Source organism: Anoxybacillus mongoliensis, from assembly GCF_014201515.1.
In the GTDB taxonomy this organism is placed as follows: Bacteria; Bacillota; Bacilli; order Bacillales; family Anoxybacillaceae; genus Anoxybacillus; species Anoxybacillus mongoliensis.
The window spans coordinates 96,857-116,351 of the sequence record NZ_JACHEQ010000004.1 but is presented as its reverse complement, the minus strand read 5'-3'; the positions used below and the strand labels follow the sequence as shown (position 1 = coordinate 116,351).

Sequence of the window (19,495 nt, the reverse complement as noted above, 5' to 3'; positions counted from 1 at the left end):
GGGTGCTTCCTGTTGAAAACACCCTTTCATTCACTTTAATATCCGAAGTAGTCTGTAAACACTTTAAACTGTCCGTTTTCTACTTTTGCTAAACGAATTTGATTTGTTCCAGCATGGTTGTCAGCTGTAAACGTAACAGGCGCAGCTAATCCACCTAAATCAAGATCTTTTAATTTTTCTAATCCTTGACGAATGCCTTCTCCCGTCGTTGGATCGTCTGCTTGCTTAATTCCTTCTACTAGAATTTTCGCTGTCACCCATCCTTGAATAAACTTTTGGTTTTTATCCTCTAATTTCTCACCTTTGCTTGTTAAATACTCTTTGACTTCAGCCATGCCTGGTAAATCTTCATATGGAAATGCATGCGTGACAACACCAATAAACCCTTCTGCCGCATCTCCAGCAATCGGAAGTAATCCTTCGCCCGTTGTCCAGTTTAAACCAATAAATTGCGTTTCAATGCCTAGTTTTTTTGCATCTTTTAAAATGGTTGCTGTCGCGCCCCAAGTTTGTTGAATAATTGCATAATCAGGTGCTTTTTTCTTCATATTTAGAAGCTGTGACGTCGCGTCAAGCGCTTTTAAATCAACAATTTGTTCGTCTACAATCTCCACCCCAATTTCTTTCGCAAAATCTTTTGCATCTTGAATTGGCGATTTTCCAAATGCTGTGTCATTGTAAATAAGAGCGACTTTCGGCGTACCCCCTGTATGATTTTCTTTAATCCAACGAAGCACCGACCGAGCTTGATCAGAATACGATGCAGCTGTTAAAAAGTTATATGGGCTTTCTTTTATATTTTTTAAATTTTCTGAATAAGAAGCTGAGAAAAATGGTATTTTATCTGTTGCAACTTGTTGACGCAACGCTTCCGTATCCGCTGTTCCCCATCCTAAAATAGCGGATACTTTATCACTCGATTTGTACTTTTGATACAACTTTTGCGCTTCTGGAATTTTGTATGCGTAATCTTGACCAACAAGCTCAATTTTATAACCGTTTACCCCACCTTTTGAGTTGATGTATTCAATATACGCTTTTTCCCCTTCTGCATACGGCGTACCCACATCCCCGGTTGCCCCAGTAATATCAAACAATGCACCAATTTTAATTGTTCCTTGCTCTTTTCCTGTCTCTTTTGCTGGTTCTGTTGCTGTTTTGTCACCTCCTGAACACCCGAACAACATGCTTGCTCCAAGAAGCAACGTAGCAAGTAGCGCTCCTTTTTTCTTCATTCTTTCATCCCCCTTATGTTTTTTTATTGTATATAAAGCGGATATTCCGCTTCATATTACTTCGTATAAGAAAATGGCCAGAGACGGAAATAATTTTTTATATTTAACCAAATTTTATTTAATCCATCTGGCTCATACACGAGAAATAAAATGATCACAACTCCGAAGACAACCTCTTTCATACCGACAAGTACGCCTTCTAATCCAGGAAACGTACCGCTTAATAAATCAACAACACTTCGTAAAACAACGGGCATAAGCGTAATAAACACAGCTCCATACAACGAGCCAAACACGCTTCCTAAACCACCGACTAAAATCATCGCCAAATATTCAATTGAAACAGAGATACTGTACAATTCGGGACTTACAATCATCGTGTAATGTCCAAGAAGCGCTCCAGCAATGCCAACAAAAAACGAGCTAACGAAAAAGGCGAGCACTTTATATTTAAACAAATCGATGCCCATCACTTCCGCTGCAATATCGCGGTCTCGTACTGCAATGAATGCGCGTCCGACACGGGTACGAAATAAATTAAGTGAAAAAACAATAGTGATGAGTAAAACAACAAACATTAAGTAGTAATAGCTCGTTTCACTCATAAACGTAAACGAACCGATTTGCGGACGGCTTAATACGAGCCCTGCTGTACCACCTGTTAACGAATCCCAACGTGAAATGACAAACAAAATAATCACTTGCGCTGCTAACGTAGCAATAGCTAAATATAACCCTTTTAAGCGCAATGATGGGATCCCAAACAAAGCACCGACAAGCGCTGTGATGAGTCCAGCAAGCGGGAAGGCAATCCAAAAGCTAAAACCTAACTTTGTAGTCAAAATGGCTGACGTATATCCGCCCACTCCTAAAAATGCGCCAACCCCTATTGAAATTTGACCAGTAAATCCTGTCAAAATATTCAGTCCAATTGCTCCAATAGCAGCAATACCACATAATGTAGCCAAACCGACTACATAGTCTGTCGCAACCATAGGAAAAAGCGCAAATAATGCTACAACAGCAAAAATACGCCAACGCACGCGAGCAATTTTCCAAATCGCCATATCTTGCTTATAATCAACATGAAATTCTCCACATTGCATTACAAACGGATTTCGCACCATTTCTCACACCCTTTCAATTTCTTTCTTTCCAAAGAGTCCATAAGGTTTAACCATTAAAATAATGACGAGGATGACAAACGGGATCACTTCTTTCAAACCACCGCCGACAAGCGGGTCTAAATATCCTCCTGTCATACTTTCGATGATACCAATTAAAATACCCCCAATAATCGCTCCAGGTATGCTGTCAAGCCCACCTAAAATGGCAACAGGCAACACTTTCAATCCGATGAGCGAAAGCGAAGAATTGACTCCGTTAATATTTCCTAATAGCACCCCACCAACCGCTGATACGATCGCTGCAATCGCCCATGCAATCGCAAAAATCGTTTTGACGCTAATCCCCATAGATAAAGCGGCTTGTTGATCGTCTGCCGTCGCCCGCATCGCAATACCGAAACGTGAATATTTGAAAAATAACGTGAAAATGACGAGCCAAATTATCACAATCACAAACGACCATGCGTATACAGGAGCGATGATCACCTCTCCAAACTGCAGTGGTTTCTCTGAAAAGACCGGTGGATATACGCGCGTTTCATGTCCCCAAATGATATGAACAATCCCTGCAAGTACACTCGATAATCCGATCGTTGCCATAATCATAGAAATGACCGGTTTTCCAATGAAAGGACGCAACACGACTTTCTCTACGCTCCAACCAAGCAACGCACTAAACGCTAAAGCAAGCAATAGTGCAGCAATAAACGGAACATTATAGCTAGCAACAAGCGTTAAACAAACGTAAGTCCCGATAAGCAAAAATTCACCCTGGGCAAAATTAATGGCATCACTCGATTTGTAAATGAGCACAAAACCGAGCGCAACGAGCGCATATACGCTCCCAACGACGATACCCGTCACAAGCATTTGTAAGAAAAAAGCCATTTATGCTGCTCCCTCCCCTTCATCAATCGAGACAATTTTTAACGTCGTTTTAATGACTTGCTCTTTGCCATCACGATATTTAATTGTTCCTTCCACGGCAATATGATCCGTTTCTGAATACATACCTTCAATGAGCGATGCATATTTTTTGGCAATAAATTGACGACGTACCTTTTTCGTTCTTGTTAATTCTTCATCGTCTGCGTCAAGCTCTTTATAGAGCAATACGAACTTTTTCACACGCGCTTTTTCCGGCAACGTTTGATTGATTTCATTCACTTGCTCTTGAATGAGTTGAATGACCTCTTGCTTCGCAGACAAGTCGGAATATGTCGTGTAAACGAGTTGATTTTTTTCCGCCCAACGCCCAACGTTTGCCATATCAATATTAATAATCGCAACAACGTAAGGACGATCGCGCCCAATGGCAACAGCTTCTTGAATATATGGGCTAAATTTCAGTTTATTTTCAATAAATTGCGGTGAAAACATCTCGCCTGTTTGCAAACGAATGACATCTTTTAAACGATCAATAACATACAAATGACCCGATTCATCTAAATAACCAGCATCGCCCGTATGCAACCATCCATCCTCAATCGTTTCTTTTGTTGCTTTTTCATTTTTATAATATCCACAACATACACTTGGGCTTTTTAGCAAAATTTCACCTTGTTCAGAAATTTTCACCTCTGTTTCTGGGATTGGCATGCCAACACTATCCACCTTAATGTCTCCATCGCGATGAACAATCGCAATGCCTGATACCTCTGTTTGACCATAAATGCTTTTCACATTCACACCAATGCTATGGAAAAAGCGAAATACATCTGGACCTAACGGGGCACCTCCTGTATATGCGCGCTTTAAACGCAACAAACCAAAATGGTCTCGAATGGCACTAAACACGAAATAATCAGCGACTTTATACAAACACTTCGTCCAAAATGAAACATCGCTTTTCGTAAAATGAGCTTCTGCTACTTTTTCGCCAATCGGCTTACACCATTCATACATTTTTCGTTTGAACCAACTTGCATCTTGAATGCGCACTTGAAACTTTGAGACAATGTCTTCATAAATGCGCGGTGGCGAAAACATGACGTGTGGTCCAATCTCTCGTAAATTTTCAAATACTGTTGAAGGTTCTTCTGGGAAGTTTACAACCATGTTGCAGTGGAATGCCATTGAAATGGTCATCATTTGTTCGCCTATCCAAGCGAGTGGCAAAAATGAAAGGTATTCGTCTTGTTCGTCAAGTGGATCGATTTTTGCGAGGTTCTTTGCCATTTCAAATAAATTGCGATAAGAAAGTTCTGTGCCTTTTGGATTGCCTGTCGTTCCGGATGTATATGATAAAATGGCAATATCATCATAACATCCTTTTTGTACTTCATCATCAAAATATGTCGGATGCATTTTTTCAAATTGCCGACCGAGCGTTTGCACATCTCGGAAGTATAACAGTTTATCATTCTTGTAGTTCCGCATACCACGTGAATCGTAGTAAATGATATGTTGTACCTTTGATAGTTGCTGTTCAATTTCTAGCACCTTATCAACTTGTTCTTGATCTTCAACAACAACAAACGTTGCATCACAATTGTCAATAATATATGCTAGTTCATTTGGCAACGATTCTTGATAAATGCCGACTGAAATTCCCCCTAAACTTTGGGCCGCTAGCTGACTAAATACCCACTCCGGTCGATTATCACCAATAATAGCTAACTTATCTCCTCGCTGAAAACCGAGCGAAGCAAGTCCTAATGCGAACGCTTTCACTTGTTCGTAATAATCTCCGTACGTATATTCGTTCCAAATACCGTAATCTTTTTCGCGCAGTGCGACTTGATTTGTTTTTTGTCGCGCACGAGCGGTTAACAGCTGCGGAAACGTCATTTGTTCCATAAAACTCCCCCTTTACACCGCATGTTCTTCACCTAAATACGCTTCGATGACGCGCGGATTTGTTTGTACTTCTTTTGGCGTTCCGTACGCGATCAATTTACCAAAATCTAATACAGCAATGTGATTAGATAAATCCATGACAACGCCCATGTCGTGTTCAATTAAAATGATCGTTGTCTTTTTTTCTTCATGAATATCAATAATATAGCGTGCCATATCTTCTTTCTCTTCATTATTCATGCCAGCCATTGGTTCATCAAGCAACAATAAGTCTGGCTCCATCGCTAATGCCCGACCGACCTCTACCCTCTTTTGTAAACCGTAAGATAATGTTCCAACTGGCACGTTGCGTACATGCTCGAGCTCTAAAAAATCGATTACTTCCTCGACTTTATAACGATGCTCCACTTCCTCTTTTTGCGCTTTCCCCCAGTACAATCCCCCTGCAAGCACTCCTGTTTTCATGCGCACATGCCTACCGAGCATAAGATTGTCCAAAACCGACAAATGAGGAAATAATTCAATGTTTTGAAACGCTCGCGCAATACCTAATGCTGCGCGTTTATGTGGTTTAATATGTGTAATGCGTTCTCCTTTGAAGAAAATATCTCCTTCTGTCGGTTTATACAGCCCGCTAATACAGTTTAACATACTCGTTTTCCCTGCTCCGTTTGGGCCGATCAATGAAAAAATTTCCCCTTCTTTCACTTCAAAAGAAACAGCATCAAGCGCCAACACACCACCGAAACGAATAGATACGTTTTGCACGTTTAATATACCCACTTCATTCCCCCCTTTTTCTTTATTTCTCTCTCTTTCGATAACACTTTATGGACGTTTTTATATCTTTATGACTTTACACAACGAAAAAACAAAAATGTAAGCGTTATCAAAAGAGTTCATAAAAAATATTTCTTAATTTTAAGAAAATTCTAAAAAGAATGGTACACAATTTTTTTTGGTCCGTCAAGCTTTTTTTTCCGCTCCGAATGAATCGGAGCGGAACATGTTATTTTTGCATAGCTTTCATTTCACGCTCTCGCAATTCAACGCGACGAATTTTTCCCGAAGTCGTTTTTGGTAAATCGTCAACAAACTCAATCTTGCGCGGATATTTATACGGCGCCGTTAGTTGTTTCACATGCTCTTGAAGTTGCGGAATTAAATTCGGATCATTTTTATCTACCCCTTCACGCAATACAATAAATGCTTTCACAACATGTCCCCGAATTTCATCTGGACTAGCGACAACCGCACACTCTTTCACGAATGGATGTTTTACTAGTGCATCTTCTACCTCAAACGGGCCAATCGTATAGCCTGAACTAATAATGATATCATCACCACGACCTTCGAACCAGAAATATCCCTCTTCATCCTTTTTCGCTTTATCACCAGTAATATAATATTCCCCTCTGAACTGCATCGCTGTTCGTTCTGGGTCTTTATAATAACACTTAAATAAAGCTGGCGTTTCGACATGTACAGCAATATCTCCGACTTCACCAACTGCACAAGGCTCACCAAATTCATTAATAATCTCAACGCGATTGCCTGGTGTCGGTTTCCCCATGGATCCTGGCTTAATTTTCATTCCTTTCATGACTCCGACAAGCAACGTGTTTTCCGTTTGTCCATATCCATCGCGAACTTGAACGCCAAAATATCGCTCAAATGTATCAATGACTTCGCGGTTTAATGGTTCACCTGCTGATACAGCGCTATGCAAATGCGGCAACTTATATTGGGAAATTGTTGGAACTTTGGCCATAAGACGATATTCTGTCGGTGTACAACAAAGCACATTAATATTGTATTTTTCTAATAGCTGTAAATACTTCTCTGGTTCAAACCGACCATAATATACAAACCCTGTCGCCCCAGAGCCAAGTGTTGATAGAAACGGACTCCACACCCATTTTTGCCACCCTGGGCTTGCTGTTGCCCAAACAAGGTCACCTTCTTCAATACAAAGCCAATTTTTCGCTGCTGTTCGTAAATGCGCATATGCCCAAGCGTGCGTATGCACAACGCCTTTTGGATTGCCAGTCGTTCCCGATGTATAGGATAAAAACGCCATATCTTCTCGGGACGTCTCTACAGCAACAAATGTGTCGCTTTGCTTCGCCATTTCTTCGTGTAAATCGAGCCAGCGCTCAGTCGAACCACCGATCGAAAATGTTACGATATTTTCCATTCCCTCAATAGGAATAAATTGTTCAATATACAGAAAATATGCAACAACCCCTTTCACTTCCCCGTGAGAAATTCGGTATTGCAAATCTTTTGTGCGCAACATTTCAGAACTAGGAATAATAACAAGTCCCGCTTTCAACGCTCCAATATATACCGCATACGCTTCCAACAGACGCGGGAGCATCACAAGTACTTTATCTCCTTTTTGCAACCCACGGCTAACGAAAACGTTTGCAATTTTATTCGCCTGTTTCATTAGCTCAACATATGTAAGCTCTTTTGTTTCCCCCGCTTCATTCTCCCATTTCAACGCCGTTCGGTTTGGATCGTCCGCATATTTTTCAAATTCACTTGTCAAATTGTACTTTTCTGGTGCAATTAAATTCATTTCCCTCTCCCCCTTACCGTATGATACAAAAAAATTATACAAAAAAATCGAATGCTTTTGTATAACTTTTCTAAAAATTTTTAAAAAATAAAAAACTCGGTAGAACGAACTACCGAGTTTTGTCGTCTAACATTTATTTTTGACTACCCAATTGTTGCTCTGCCATTTTCACAAGACGTTTCGTCATCTCGCCTCCAACAGAGCCGTTTGCTCGCGCAGTTGTATCTGGGCCTAACTGCACGCCAAACTCTTGAGCGATTTCATATTTCATTTGATCAAGCGCTTGTTGTACACCAGGGACGAGCAATCGATTTCGATTTGCCATTTGTTTTCACCCCCTCGCACTTATAGAGTGTGCAAAACAAATGGATTTCATACACATCGTTAAAAGAGCTCGTCCAATGGCTCATTTGGTTTTAACGTGATCGTTTCAACGCGCGCCACGGTTTCTGCAATCATTTCGTCTAAAGGTAAAAACTTTTCATATTGAATAATTTTTTCTTTTTTCGGCTTCGTTTTTGGTGCTTTTGGCGTAAAAATTGTACAACAATCTTCATATGGACGAATGGAAATATGATGTGTACCAATTCGTTCAGCAATCGCGATAATCTCCGTTTTATCCATCGAGATGAGCGGGCGAAGAACAGGCGTCGTTGTTACATCGTTGACAGCGACCATACTTTCAAGTGTTTGACTAGCAACTTGTCCTAAACTTTCTCCAGTTACAATCGCCAGTCCGTTTTCTTTTTTGCGAATTTCATCTGTAATGCGCAACATCGCGCGACGCGTTGAAATAAGCGAATAATTTTCAGGTACTTGCTTATAAATGGCTTGTTGTAACTCGGTAAACGGCACGATATGAAGACGGATCGTCCCGCCAAATTCCGTCAAACGTTGGGCTAAATCAATTACTTTTTGTTTGGCTCGCTCACTTGTAAACGGCGGGCTAAAGAAGTGAACGGCTTCAATTTGCAATCCGCGTTTCATCGCCAAATATCCTGCTACTGGACTATCAATTCCGCCGGAAAGCATAAGCATCGCTTTTCCGCTTGTTCCAACAGGTAAACCACCCGCTCCTGGTACGTCGTATGCAGTAATGTACGTCCCTTCTTTTCGTACTTCAACACGAACGTCAATGTCTGGATGATGGACATTGACCGTTAAGCCCGTTGTGTTTTTCAGCACATAACTACCGAGCTCATAGTTTAATTCATTTGTTGTGACCGGAAATTGTTTATCCGCCCTTCTAGCCGATATTTTAAATGTTTTCCCTTCATATGGGAATTGCTTTATAAAAAATAGTGTCGCTTCTTTTATTTTTTGTAAGTCGCTCTCTGTTTTTAACGCTAAACTTAACGATTGAATGCCGAACACTTCTTGCAATTTTTCGATGACAGGTTGCGGTGGTGTATGATGTAAGCGAATGTACATTCGATCACGCAATGCTTCAATTTGAAGGTTCGGAAAGTGTTTTAATTTTTTTGCTATATTTCGTTTTAAGCATCTCACAAATTGCAAACGGTTTTTTCCTTTTGTCGACATTTCACCGTAACGAATTACAATATGATCGTACGTCATTTCGTTCCCCTCGCTACTATTTTTAATCGTTCATATGCTTGCTCAATGGCTTCAACAATAATTGGAACATGCTCGATTTGTTGTTCATACGATAAGCTTATACGAATCGAACGCTCTGCCCGTGTTTTTTCAATTCCCATTGCTAACAATGTTTTACTTGGCGCTTTTTTACGAGATGAACAAGCTGATGTCGTTGATACATACATATGTTGTTTTTCCAGTTCGTGAACAAACGTCTCTGATTTTATTCCTTCCAAAGAAAAATGAATAATGTGTGGAGCAGATTGCTCTAACGGCGTGTGGACAGAAATGCCTTCAATCGTTTGTAAACGTCCAATGATTGCCCGCTTTATTTCCTCGAGTCGAGCATATGACTCGCGATACTTTTCAATAGATAATCGTAACGCTTTGGCCATTGCAACAATGGCAGCAACATTTTCAGTTCCCGAACGCAATTGCATTTCTTGTGCTCCCCCTGACAAAAGGGGTGAAAGACGCACGCCTTCGCGAACGTATAAAACTCCTGCTCCTTTCAGCCCATGAAATTTATGAGCTGACATCGTGTATAAATCCACATTTGCACGTTTTAAATGAAGCGGCAGTTTCGCCGCACCTTGTACCCCATCAACATGAAACAATACTTTTGGATATTTTTTTAACATCGCACCAATCTGTTCAATTGGTTGAATAGAACCTACTTCGTTATTTACGTGCATAACCGAAACAAGAATCGTATCATCACGCAACGCTTGTTCAATATGTGCTACCGATACGATACCACGTTCGTCAACAGGCACATATGTAACTTGAAAACCGAATTGTTCAAGCTGTTTGCATGCTTCAATGACAGACGGATGTTCAATCGCTGTTGTAATGATGTGGCGACCGCGTTGTTGATGTTGCCAAGCCACACCTTTAATGGCTAAATTGTTTCCTTCTGTCCCTCCAGATGTAAAAATCACTTCTGACGGTTTCACCTCAAGCAAACGGGCCATTTGTTCTCTTGCTTGCGTAAGCAATCGCTCTGCTTGCATGCCTAGTCCATGTAGTGAAGATGGATTTCCGAAATAATCAGTCGCTACTTTTATGAAAGATTGTAGTACTTCTGGAAACGGTTTTGTTGTGGCGCTATTATCTAAATACATCATCGCCCTTGCCTCCATTACGTTCGTATACAAACAGCCTTCTTATATTATCACATCTTTATTCAAAAAAGGAATAATCAAAGAATATTTTAAAGATTGAAACTTTTGATAAAAACGACAAAATTTTTATTTTCTATGGTAGTATATAGGCTGGTACGGAGACAACAAAGGAGGATCAACATGTCGAAAAAAGATTTAATCGCTGTTGGTTTTATGTTATTTGCTTTATTTTTTGGTGCTGGCAATATGATTTTCCCTCCTGCTCTCGGACAGGCGGCAGGGGAAAACGTATGGGTTGCGATTGCAGGATTTTTAATGACCGGTGTTGGATTACCTGTATTAGCGGTCAGCGCCATCGCAAGAACGGGGAGCGATTTGCAACAATTAGCTAGCCGAGTTCATCCTGTATTTGGTGTCATTTTCACAGCTGTCATGTATTTAGCCATCGGGCCATTTTTTGGCATTCCGCGGACAGGTACAGTATCGTTTGAAATTGGAGTGACACCCTTTTTACCTGAAGCAGCCGATCAGTCTACGATGTTAGCGGTATATACTGTTGTTTATTTTGGTATATCGCTTTGGTTAGCATTAAACCCATCGAAACTAGTTGATCGAATCGGAAAATTGTTAACACCATTTTTACTTATCGGTCTGACGTTATTTTTTATTAAAAGTATATGGACCCCTATGGGCACAATCCAAAAACCAACGGATACCTATGCACACGCTCCACTATTTAAAGGATTTATTGACGGATATTTAACGATGGATGCCATTGCGGCACTTGTTTTTGGTATTATCGTCATTCAAGCGATTCAACAAAAAGGAATTACACATACAAAACAACTAACTAAACTTTGTATTCAGGCTGGTTTTATTGCTGCTTCTGGACTGACGCTCGTTTATTTATCGCTCGCTTTCATTGGAGCATCGAGTGTACAGGCGATCGGCTACCGCAATAACGGCGGAGAAATTATTAGTCAAGCCGCCACTTATTTATTCGGACAAGCCGGTACAGTCATTTTATCGATCATTATTATGCTAGCATGTTTAACAACGTCTGTCGGTTTATTATCATCATGCGCAAGTTATTTTTCGAAAATTTCGCCAAAACTTTCTTATCGAACACTTGTCATCGTGATGAGTGGCTTCAGTGCGGTAATTGCAAATGTCGGTTTAACAAAGCTCATTTCATTATCGATTCCTGTGCTTATTATCATTTATCCGCTGGCCATTACCCTTGTCGTTTTATCCTTTTTACATGACTATTTTGGCGGCAAACAAACCGTTTATATCGGAGCGATGGTTGGCACATCCCTTGTTAGCATCGTGGATGGATTAAAAACAGCAGGATTTGACGTATCAGCGGCTTTACATGTATATGAAAAAACATTACCGCTCTTTGAACAAGGAATCGGATGGCTCACACCAGCGCTTATCGGTGGGGTGATTGGTTTATTATTTAACAAAACAAATTATGTTGCACGTACCGAAAAAAAAGCAAGCTAAAAACGAGTGAAGGAAATGCCTTCACTCGTTTTCTTTTAGCCACTCACGAATGCGTTCAAATGCTCCTTCTTCCACTTGCTCTACCGCAGCAATAGCTTTTTGTAAAGCTAGTTCGTATTCGTATCGTCGAAATAGCTGTTCCGCTTCTTCTAGTCCCGCATTTACCGCATGAAAACGCCGGCGATAACGGTTGCCGTATTGAATTACTCTTTCTGCTAATTGGGCTTGTTCAATCATTTCTTTCGTTTGATCACATACATTTTCTACAAAAACAATCGCCTCATCCAACGCTTGATGAACAGCTTCCATATTTAACGGCTTTCCATCTAGCGTAAGCGATACGCGCGTTAAACTTTCTCGCGCCTCACTTACTTGTAGCATATAAGATTCTGGCAAGCCAGGAAGCTTGCTTTTTTTCACCAGTCGCATCGCTTCTGACAATTGTTTTTTCATTTCTGTTAACTTCTCACGTGCCGCCAACTCATCTTTACGCAATGCGTATAAATGTTCGCGGAATTGAACATGTTTTTCCTTCACCGCAGCAATTTGTGCTAAAATTTCCTCTAACTCTTCACGAATAAGCGAATAAGCTAAACGCTCTTCCATCATTTTCGTTTGAATTAACATAAATCGTTTCGTTAACTGTTGCACTTGCTTTTCAATTTGACGATATTTATCTAGGTCGTTTTGCGATAAATGGTAGCTTTGTTGTACGAACAATGTTTCATCACGCGTTTCTTTTGTTTCTTCTTCTAACTCATAGAGCGTTTGCTCAATTTTTTCTGTTTCCTCATGAACAAAACGTTCTGCATGCACTTCTTTTTCTAATAAATCGTACAGCGTATCCACATCTTCTTGAGCTTCACGAAGCAGTTTTTCTGCTTCTGCCACAGCAAGTGCTTCTAACAACGTAAGCACTTCGGATACTTTTCCGCGGATGGCTTCCACTTCTTTTTCTACCGGAAGATGGTCAAGTACATATCCCTTTTCCACCAACTCGCGATATCCCTCAATAATATTGTCTAATTGTGCTGGAATTTCAACTTGCGCATCGCTTAACAAAAGCGGAATGTGTTCAATAAAACGATTTAATTCACTTAGTTCGTTTTGAATGAGTAATACGATTTCACGAGCCGCTAAATAATTCCCTTCTGTTGTTAACTGTTCAAATGTTTGAAATTGTTGATGAAGAGCATTTAGTCGCGCTTCAAGTGCAGCTTCTGTGCGACCAAATGTATGGCGCTGGGTAAGCATCGCTTTTTTGACTTGACGATATTTCTCTTTGAATTGCTCAATTTCCTCGCGATTTTTTTCTTCACTTCCGACTAATTCTTGTAACTCTAACAAAATGCGTTGAATATTTCCTTCAATATCTTTTAGCTGTTGCTCCGTCTGATGTAAAGCCTCTTTCGCTTTCATAAACCGATATTTGACAACCGCTTCTTCAATATCAAACAACTTTTCTTCTATGTTCGGCAGTTGCACAGCAACAATATCGTCCCATTCATTTCGCCATTTTTCAAACAGCTGCTCTGTTTCCCCCATCATATTTAACGATTTAATTTTTGACAGCTCCTCGGGTACAGGGCGATTCATTAAAGAAATTTTCCATTGTTCTAATTGATCGATTTGTTTATATAAACGTTTTCGGTACACATATGTATATGTTAGTCCTCCGATGACGAGGAGCGCACTAATCGCTACAAATTCCATAATGGGCCTCCTTGTTGTCAAGCGTTCTTTTTTTGTGGAGAAGGCATTTTCTTTTCAATGATTTTATGATACCATGTTAGCAACATTTTTTGAGCAAAAATTTTAATTTTTTTCCTAAAAAACGTGATTTTTGTCGAACTTTGCGCCTAAAGAGGTGAACAACGTGCGTGACGGACATATTCATACACCGTTTTGTCCTCATGGAAGCGATGATGCGTTGCATACATACATCGAAACAGCCATTTCGCTTGGCTATACAGATATTTCATTTACCGAACACGCACCGCTTCCGAAAGGATTTATAGACCCAACCCCTTACCAAGATAGCGCGATGAAAGAAGAACAGCTAGCATCATACGTATCAATTTTACAATCATTAAAAAAACAGTACGAAAGACATATTCGTATCCGCATCGGATTAGAAGTTGATTTTATCGTCGGATATGAACAAAAAACGAAGGAATTTTTAAATAAAATTGGTCCACAATTAGACGACAGCATTTTATCTGTTCATTTTTTACTCATTGACGATCGATACATGTGTATCGATTATAGCGAAGAAATGTTTGGCGACATCATTGCAGCTTTTCAATCTATTGAACGAGTATATGATGCATATTACAAAACCGTTTTAGCTTCTGTCGTTGCTGATTTAGGGTCATACAAACCAAAACGCATCGGTCACCTCACGCTTATTCACAAGTTTCAACGCGCCTATCCGTGTGAGTACGATGAAGCAAAAATCATTACGCACATTCTTGATGAAATGAAAAATCGGCAATTGGAACTCGATTATAACGGGGCTGGGGTAGTAAAACCACTCTGTTTAGAGCCATATCCACCTCATTGGGTCGTAAAAGAAGCCGTCAAACGCGGTATTCCTCTCGTGTATGGCTCAGATGCCCACTCGGTTGCTGGCCTTCACCAAGGAGTCGAACATATGTTGATATAGAGGAGTGAAAAACATGTTTCATGCACAAACATACAAAGGGACAAGAGAAGAAAATTACACACTTGTCATCGAACAATTAAAAGCGTTAATTTCGGATGAAAAAAATGTTGTAGCGAACTTAGCGAATGCTTCCGCTTTATTGAATTACTTTTTACACGATATTAATTGGGTCGGTTTTTATATAGCTGAAGGGGATGAACTCGTGCTCGGACCATTCCAAGGATTGCCAGCATGTGTGCGCATTCCATTCGGCAAAGGGGTATGCGGAACAGCCGCTGCTGAAAGACGAACGATACGCGTTGCGGATGTTCATACGTTCCCGGGTCACATCGCATGTGATGCAGCATCTCAATCTGAAATTGTCATTCCAATGATGAAAGATAGCCGTATCATTGGTGTACTTGATATTGACAGTCCAATAAAAAATCGTTTCGATGAAATAGATGAACAACATTTACAACGGTTTGTTCAAACGCTCGTTCACTATCTCAACATATAAGAAAGAGGCCGATAAACTGGCCTCTTTTTAGTATTCTTGCACAACAACGCGGTTTTTTCCTGTCCGTTTCGCGGTATATAACGCTTCATCAGCACGATTGAATAGCTCCTTCACGGAATCTGCGCGATTTTTCTTCCAATACGATACGCCACAAGAAATGGTCACAGGAGGATTTGTCAACTCACGAACTTTTTGTACTAAACGGTTTGCAATAGATAAACCTGCATTAATGGACACTTTCGGTAAATAAATGGCGAGTTCTTCTCCTCCCCATCGAGCCCCAATATCATTTTGACGAATGTTTGCTTTAATAATATTCGCTACTTGAATAATAATTTCATCACCAACTTGATGTCCGTACGTATCATTTATTTTTTTGAAATTATCAATATCTATTAAAATAAATGTACCTAGACCATCCTCTTCCATCGAACGTTGAATACGTTCATCTAAATAATGACGTGCATATAAATTCGTTAATCGATCTGTAATGACCATTCGTTCGAGTTCTTCGCGCAACGCTGCGTTTGTAAATGCCAATGTCGAATGATGAATAAGCGACTGCAACAACTTAAACATATCAAACGAAAAATGATATGCTTCTTGATGTAAAACAATCGCCACACCTTTCATCATCCCGCGCATCATCGGTACAGCCATCAGCGAACGAAAACGTTTTGTATAGTTGCTATGAATTTTTACATCACCTAAAAATAACGTATCACGCGGATGTTGAATGCGATGAAAAACGAAATCAACATATGGCTTTGCTTCACGTGATTGAAAAAAATCCGTACTACCAGGAAGTACTTTTCGCTCTTTTTCTTGTAAAATAATAAAACCGACTTCCTGCGCATCAAACGATGTTTTAATTTTTTCAATCATAAATTGTAGCGCATCTTGAAAGCGTAAATTTGTATTTAAGTGGTGAATCGTTTCATTAATGAGTTGTAAATCAGCAATTAATCGTTTCGATTGTTCATATAATTTTGCATTCTCTAATGCGCTACCAGCCGTATTTGCCAGTAACGAAATAAATCGCATTTCCCGCTCTGGAAGTTCCATGATCGTCGGAGCAATCATTTCAATGACACCGTAAATTCCTTGCGCCCCTTTAATCGGAGCATAAATGACAGACTTTTTATGAACGAGTGAATCGTGAAGTTGGATTTGTCCCGTCACATACGCTTGCATGGCCCCCATATGCTCATCTTCATTTTCAAACGTCAGTAGTTTAATCGGCAAGTCACGATCTGTCGTGCTATCATACGATAAAAATAAATGACACGTAAACGTCGGATACACTTCTTTTAATGTTTTCACAATTTCTTCAAGCACATCTCCAATATTCATCGATGCATGAATTTTTGTTGCCGCCCGATGCAACTGTTCATATCTTTTCTCTTCGCTTAATACTTCGGACACTTTACGAATGCGAGCAAACACTTTTAAAAAGTCGTGCTTCATTTGTTTGATAAATGCTTTCGGTAACATATCCCGTTCATGCAGCCGGAAACGAACAAGTCCGCATGAATCTTCTGAAAAATGTATACCAAATTGAACCGTTTTGATTTCGTTGCCACCATCCAAAATCACAACATCATCAAATTGTTTTTTCAACTGATCATCAAATGGAATGATGTGTTTTTCTCGTTGCTGTTCAATCGTCCGGTCTGTCGTCATTTCAGGTTCAAAGACATGCTTAAACGGGTTCAACGTGTAAAACGTAACATCTAATAAACGAAATTCGTGTTTCAGTAGGGCAATTAGTGCTTGAATCATGCGAGGTAAATCCGTAAAATCTTCTTCACTTAAAAACCAATCAAAAAACTTTTGCTTAAATATTGCATATTGATTGCGTTCTTGAACGTTCATTTTTTTCACTCACCCGCACGTACTTCCTCTCTTTATATGTATGAACCATATAAATAAAAAAATGAGAGTTTCTGTAATATTTCTGAAACTGAGGACCTATTGATTATATCATACCATAATCCTTATGATAAAGACTATACAAAAATTATTGACTCAGACGCAAAAAAAAACTATAATAGCCTTTGTGTAAAATATTGCAGCCTTTGTGCTCACATTTGTATGTCCATTTTGTTCCCCATAGAGAGCATCATTCTCTCATCGGAGGTTGTATCGTGTAACTCTCAGCTGCTAGGGCGAGGATACATGAAAACAAAATGGCGATGAATGGTGAGGCACGACTGTTTTTATTTTACCAAAAATAAAAACAAAGGAGGAGCATTTATGGCTCGTTATACAGGTCCAACATGGAAAATTTCTCGCCGCCTCGGTATTTCGTTAAGCGGCACAGGTAAAGAATTACAAAAACGTCCTTACCCACCAGGTCAACATGGTCCAGGACAACGCAAAAAACTTTCTGAATACGGCATGCAGCTTCAAGAAAAGCAAAAACTTCGCCATATGTACGGTGTAAACGAACGTCAATTCCGTAAAACGTTTGAAGAAGCAGGTAAAATGCCTGGTAAACATGGTGAAAACTTTATGATCTTACTCGAGTCTCGCTTAGACAACCTTGTTTACCGTTTAGGTTTCGCGCGCACTCGTCGTCAAGCTCGTCAATTAGTCAACCATGGTCACATTTTAGTTGATGGCAGTCGCGTTGACATTCCATCTTACCGTGTGAAACCAGGTCAAACGATTTCTGTTCGCGAAAAGTCTCGCAACCTTCAAATTATTAAAGAAGCGCTTGAAGTGAACAACTTCGTACCTGACTATTTAACGCTTGATGCAGACAAATTAGAAGGTACTTACACTCGTTTCCCTGAACGTTCTGAATTGCCTGCTGAGATTAACGAAGCATTAATCGTTGAGTTCTACTCTCGTTAATAAAAAATCCTCTCTGCTTATAGCAGAGAGGATTTTTTATGCATAACGAATTAAGTAATACTTCTTCTTACCACGACGAATAATTGTAAATCGGCCTTCCATGCGATCTTCTTCTGTCATCATTTTACTCACATCTTGTACACGCTCACCATTTACGTAAATAGCTCCATTTGTAACATCCTCACGCGCTTGGCGCTTCGATGGGCAAATACCACTTGCAACGAGCAAATCAATAAGTGCTATTTCCTTTTCGTGACATACATACGATGGTACATCCTTGAACCCTTGCTCAATTTCATTTGCCGTTAGCTTGGATACATCCCCGCTAAAGAGTGCTTCAGAAATGTTGATCGCCTGTTTCAAAGCTTCCTCTCCATGAACGAGACGTGTCATTTCCGCAGCTAACGCCTTTTGGGCTGCACGCTTTTCCGGAGTTTCAGCCGTTTGTCTTTCCAATTCAAGAATTTCTTCGTGCGATAAAAACGTAAAGTATTTTAAATATTTTACAACGTCACGATCATCTGTATTAATCCAAAATTGATAGAACTCATATGGCGACGTTTTATCAGCATCAAGCCATACAGCCCCACCTTCTGTTTTCCCGAATTTCGTTCCATCTGCTTTTGTTACGAGCGGAACAGTTAATCCGAACACTTTGGCATCTTCTTCTGTTTTCCGAATGAGCTCTAATCCGGCTGTAATGTTCCCCCACTGATCACTACCGCCTACTTGCAACTTACATCCGTACATTTCATACAGCTTTAAAAAGTCATACGCCTGTAAAATCATATAACTAAATTCTGTAAATGAAATGCCGGTTTCTAATCGCGACTGTACAGATTCTTTCGCAAGCATGTAGTTAATCCCAAAGTTTTTCCCAACATCACGCAAAAACGTAATAACATCAAGCGAACCAATCCATTCGTAGTTATTTGCGATAATAGCTGGATTATTGTCATTGTCAAAATCTAAAAAGCGACTTAACTGTTGTTTAATTCGCTCGCTGTAATATGCAACAGTTTCTTTTTCATTCAATTTTCGCTCTGCTTTTTTCCCGCTCGGATCTCCAATAAGTCCTGTTGCTCCTCCGACGAGCGCAATCGGTTGATGACCTGCTTGTTGGAAACGACGCAACATTAAAATCGGGAGAAGATGACCAATATGCAAACTATCTGCCGTTGGATCAAAACCGCAATATACTTTTACACTTTCTTCTACCAACAGTGCTTTTAACCCATCTTCGTCCGTCACTTGATTAATTAAACCACGAAATTGTAAGTCTTGAAGCAAATTCATTCCAACCATCCTTTCCTTTTTGGATTCAAACAAAAAAACTCGCCCTTCACACGAAGGGACGAGTTTCATCGCGGTACCACCCTACTTAGAGAACGGACATGTTCTCTCACTTCATTGACATAACGGTCTACACCGTCTTTTGCTACTTTCGCACAAAGCGGTTCGCAAAAGATGCTCACGGAGGTAATTCATGCTCACC

At 40.0% G+C, this 19,495-nt stretch carries 16 protein-coding genes and 1 other annotated feature (1 of these 17 only partly in view); of the genes, 4 read left to right on the top strand and 12 right to left on the bottom strand.

Features of this window, described 5'->3' with window-relative positions; all coding sequences use genetic code 11:
- Positions 1-35: 35 nt before the first annotated feature.
- From HNR43_RS05585 to HNR43_RS05545, 9 genes are all read right to left on the bottom strand, one after another.
- Positions 36-1,235 carry an ABC transporter substrate-binding protein gene (locus HNR43_RS05585; protein WP_183242012.1) on the bottom strand — a complete coding sequence of 400 codons (1,200 nt, stop codon included), beginning with the start codon at positions 1,233-1,235 and terminating at the stop codon, positions 36-38.
- 56 nt (positions 1,236-1,291) lie between these two features.
- On the bottom strand, positions 1,292-2,362 hold the full coding sequence (locus HNR43_RS05580; protein WP_183242010.1) for a branched-chain amino acid ABC transporter permease: 1,071 nt from the start codon (positions 2,360-2,362) through the stop codon (positions 1,292-1,294).
- 3 nt (positions 2,363-2,365) lie between these two features.
- Positions 2,366-3,250 (bottom strand): branched-chain amino acid ABC transporter permease, encoded by an 885-nt coding sequence (locus tag HNR43_RS05575; RefSeq protein WP_183242008.1) that lies wholly within the window; start codon positions 3,248-3,250, stop codon positions 2,366-2,368.
- Positions 3,251-5,161, bottom strand: coding sequence for an AMP-binding protein (locus HNR43_RS05570; protein ID WP_183242006.1), 1,911 nt, complete (start codon positions 5,159-5,161; stop codon positions 3,251-3,253).
- A 12-nt stretch (positions 5,162-5,173) separates the two neighbouring features.
- Complete coding sequence (locus tag HNR43_RS05565) at positions 5,174-5,944, bottom strand: ATP-binding cassette domain-containing protein (protein WP_183242004.1); 771 nt, start codon at positions 5,942-5,944, stop codon at positions 5,174-5,176.
- A gap of 226 nt (positions 5,945-6,170) precedes the next feature.
- Positions 6,171-7,745, bottom strand: coding sequence for an acyl-CoA synthetase MbcS (mbcS, locus tag HNR43_RS05560; RefSeq protein ID WP_183242002.1), 1,575 nt, complete (start codon positions 7,743-7,745; stop codon positions 6,171-6,173).
- A 133-nt stretch (positions 7,746-7,878) separates the two neighbouring features.
- Complete coding sequence (locus HNR43_RS05555; protein WP_183242000.1) at positions 7,879-8,070, bottom strand: alpha/beta-type small acid-soluble spore protein; 192 nt, start codon at positions 8,068-8,070, stop codon at positions 7,879-7,881.
- 59 nt (positions 8,071-8,129) lie between these two features.
- Positions 8,130-9,323, bottom strand: coding sequence for a tRNA uracil 4-sulfurtransferase ThiI (gene thiI / locus HNR43_RS05550; protein ID WP_183241998.1), 1,194 nt, complete (start codon positions 9,321-9,323; stop codon positions 8,130-8,132).
- Positions 9,320-10,471: a cysteine desulfurase family protein gene (locus tag HNR43_RS05545; protein WP_183241996.1), complete on the bottom strand. Its 1,152-nt coding sequence runs from the start codon at positions 10,469-10,471 to the stop codon at positions 9,320-9,322. Before HNR43_RS05545 ends, thiI begins: the two co-directional genes overlap by 4 nt.
- Before the next feature lie 177 nt (positions 10,472-10,648).
- Here HNR43_RS05545 and brnQ point away from each other — a divergent pair, with 177 nt between their 5' ends.
- Complete coding sequence (gene brnQ, locus HNR43_RS05540) at positions 10,649-11,977, top strand: branched-chain amino acid transport system II carrier protein (RefSeq protein ID WP_183241994.1); 1,329 nt, start codon at positions 10,649-10,651, stop codon at positions 11,975-11,977.
- Positions 11,978-11,998: 21 nt separating this feature from the next.
- Here brnQ and ezrA read toward each other — a convergent pair whose 3' ends face one another.
- Complete coding sequence (gene ezrA / locus HNR43_RS05535) at positions 11,999-13,690, bottom strand: septation ring formation regulator EzrA (protein WP_183241992.1); 1,692 nt, start codon at positions 13,688-13,690, stop codon at positions 11,999-12,001.
- A 163-nt stretch (positions 13,691-13,853) separates the two neighbouring features.
- Here ezrA and hisJ point away from each other — a divergent pair, with 163 nt between their 5' ends.
- On the top strand, positions 13,854-14,642 hold the full coding sequence (gene hisJ / locus HNR43_RS05530) for a histidinol-phosphatase HisJ (RefSeq protein WP_183241990.1): 789 nt from the start codon (positions 13,854-13,856) through the stop codon (positions 14,640-14,642).
- Between the two features lie 13 nt (positions 14,643-14,655).
- Positions 14,656-15,141, top strand: a complete 486-nt coding sequence (locus tag HNR43_RS05525) for a GAF domain-containing protein (RefSeq protein WP_183241988.1) — start codon at positions 14,656-14,658, stop codon at positions 15,139-15,141.
- Between the two features lie 27 nt (positions 15,142-15,168).
- On the opposite strand, the gene HNR43_RS05520 is transcribed toward HNR43_RS05525, so the two are convergent.
- Positions 15,169-17,025 (bottom strand): diguanylate cyclase domain-containing protein, encoded by a 1,857-nt coding sequence (locus HNR43_RS05520; protein ID WP_183241986.1) that lies wholly within the window; start codon positions 17,023-17,025, stop codon positions 15,169-15,171.
- A 372-nt stretch (positions 17,026-17,397) separates the two neighbouring features.
- On the opposite strand from HNR43_RS05520, the gene rpsD reads away from it, so the two are divergent.
- Complete coding sequence (rpsD, locus tag HNR43_RS05515) at positions 17,398-18,000, top strand: 30S ribosomal protein S4 (protein WP_183241985.1); 603 nt, start codon at positions 17,398-17,400, stop codon at positions 17,998-18,000.
- Positions 18,001-18,036: 36 nt separating this feature from the next.
- On the opposite strand, the gene tyrS is transcribed toward rpsD, so the two are convergent.
- Positions 18,037-19,296, bottom strand: a complete 1,260-nt coding sequence (gene tyrS, locus HNR43_RS05510; protein ID WP_183241983.1) for a tyrosine--tRNA ligase — start codon at positions 19,294-19,296, stop codon at positions 18,037-18,039.
- A 51-nt stretch (positions 19,297-19,347) separates the two neighbouring features.
- Positions 19,348-19,495, bottom strand: a binding site (T-box leader) (it continues 78 nt past the right edge of the window).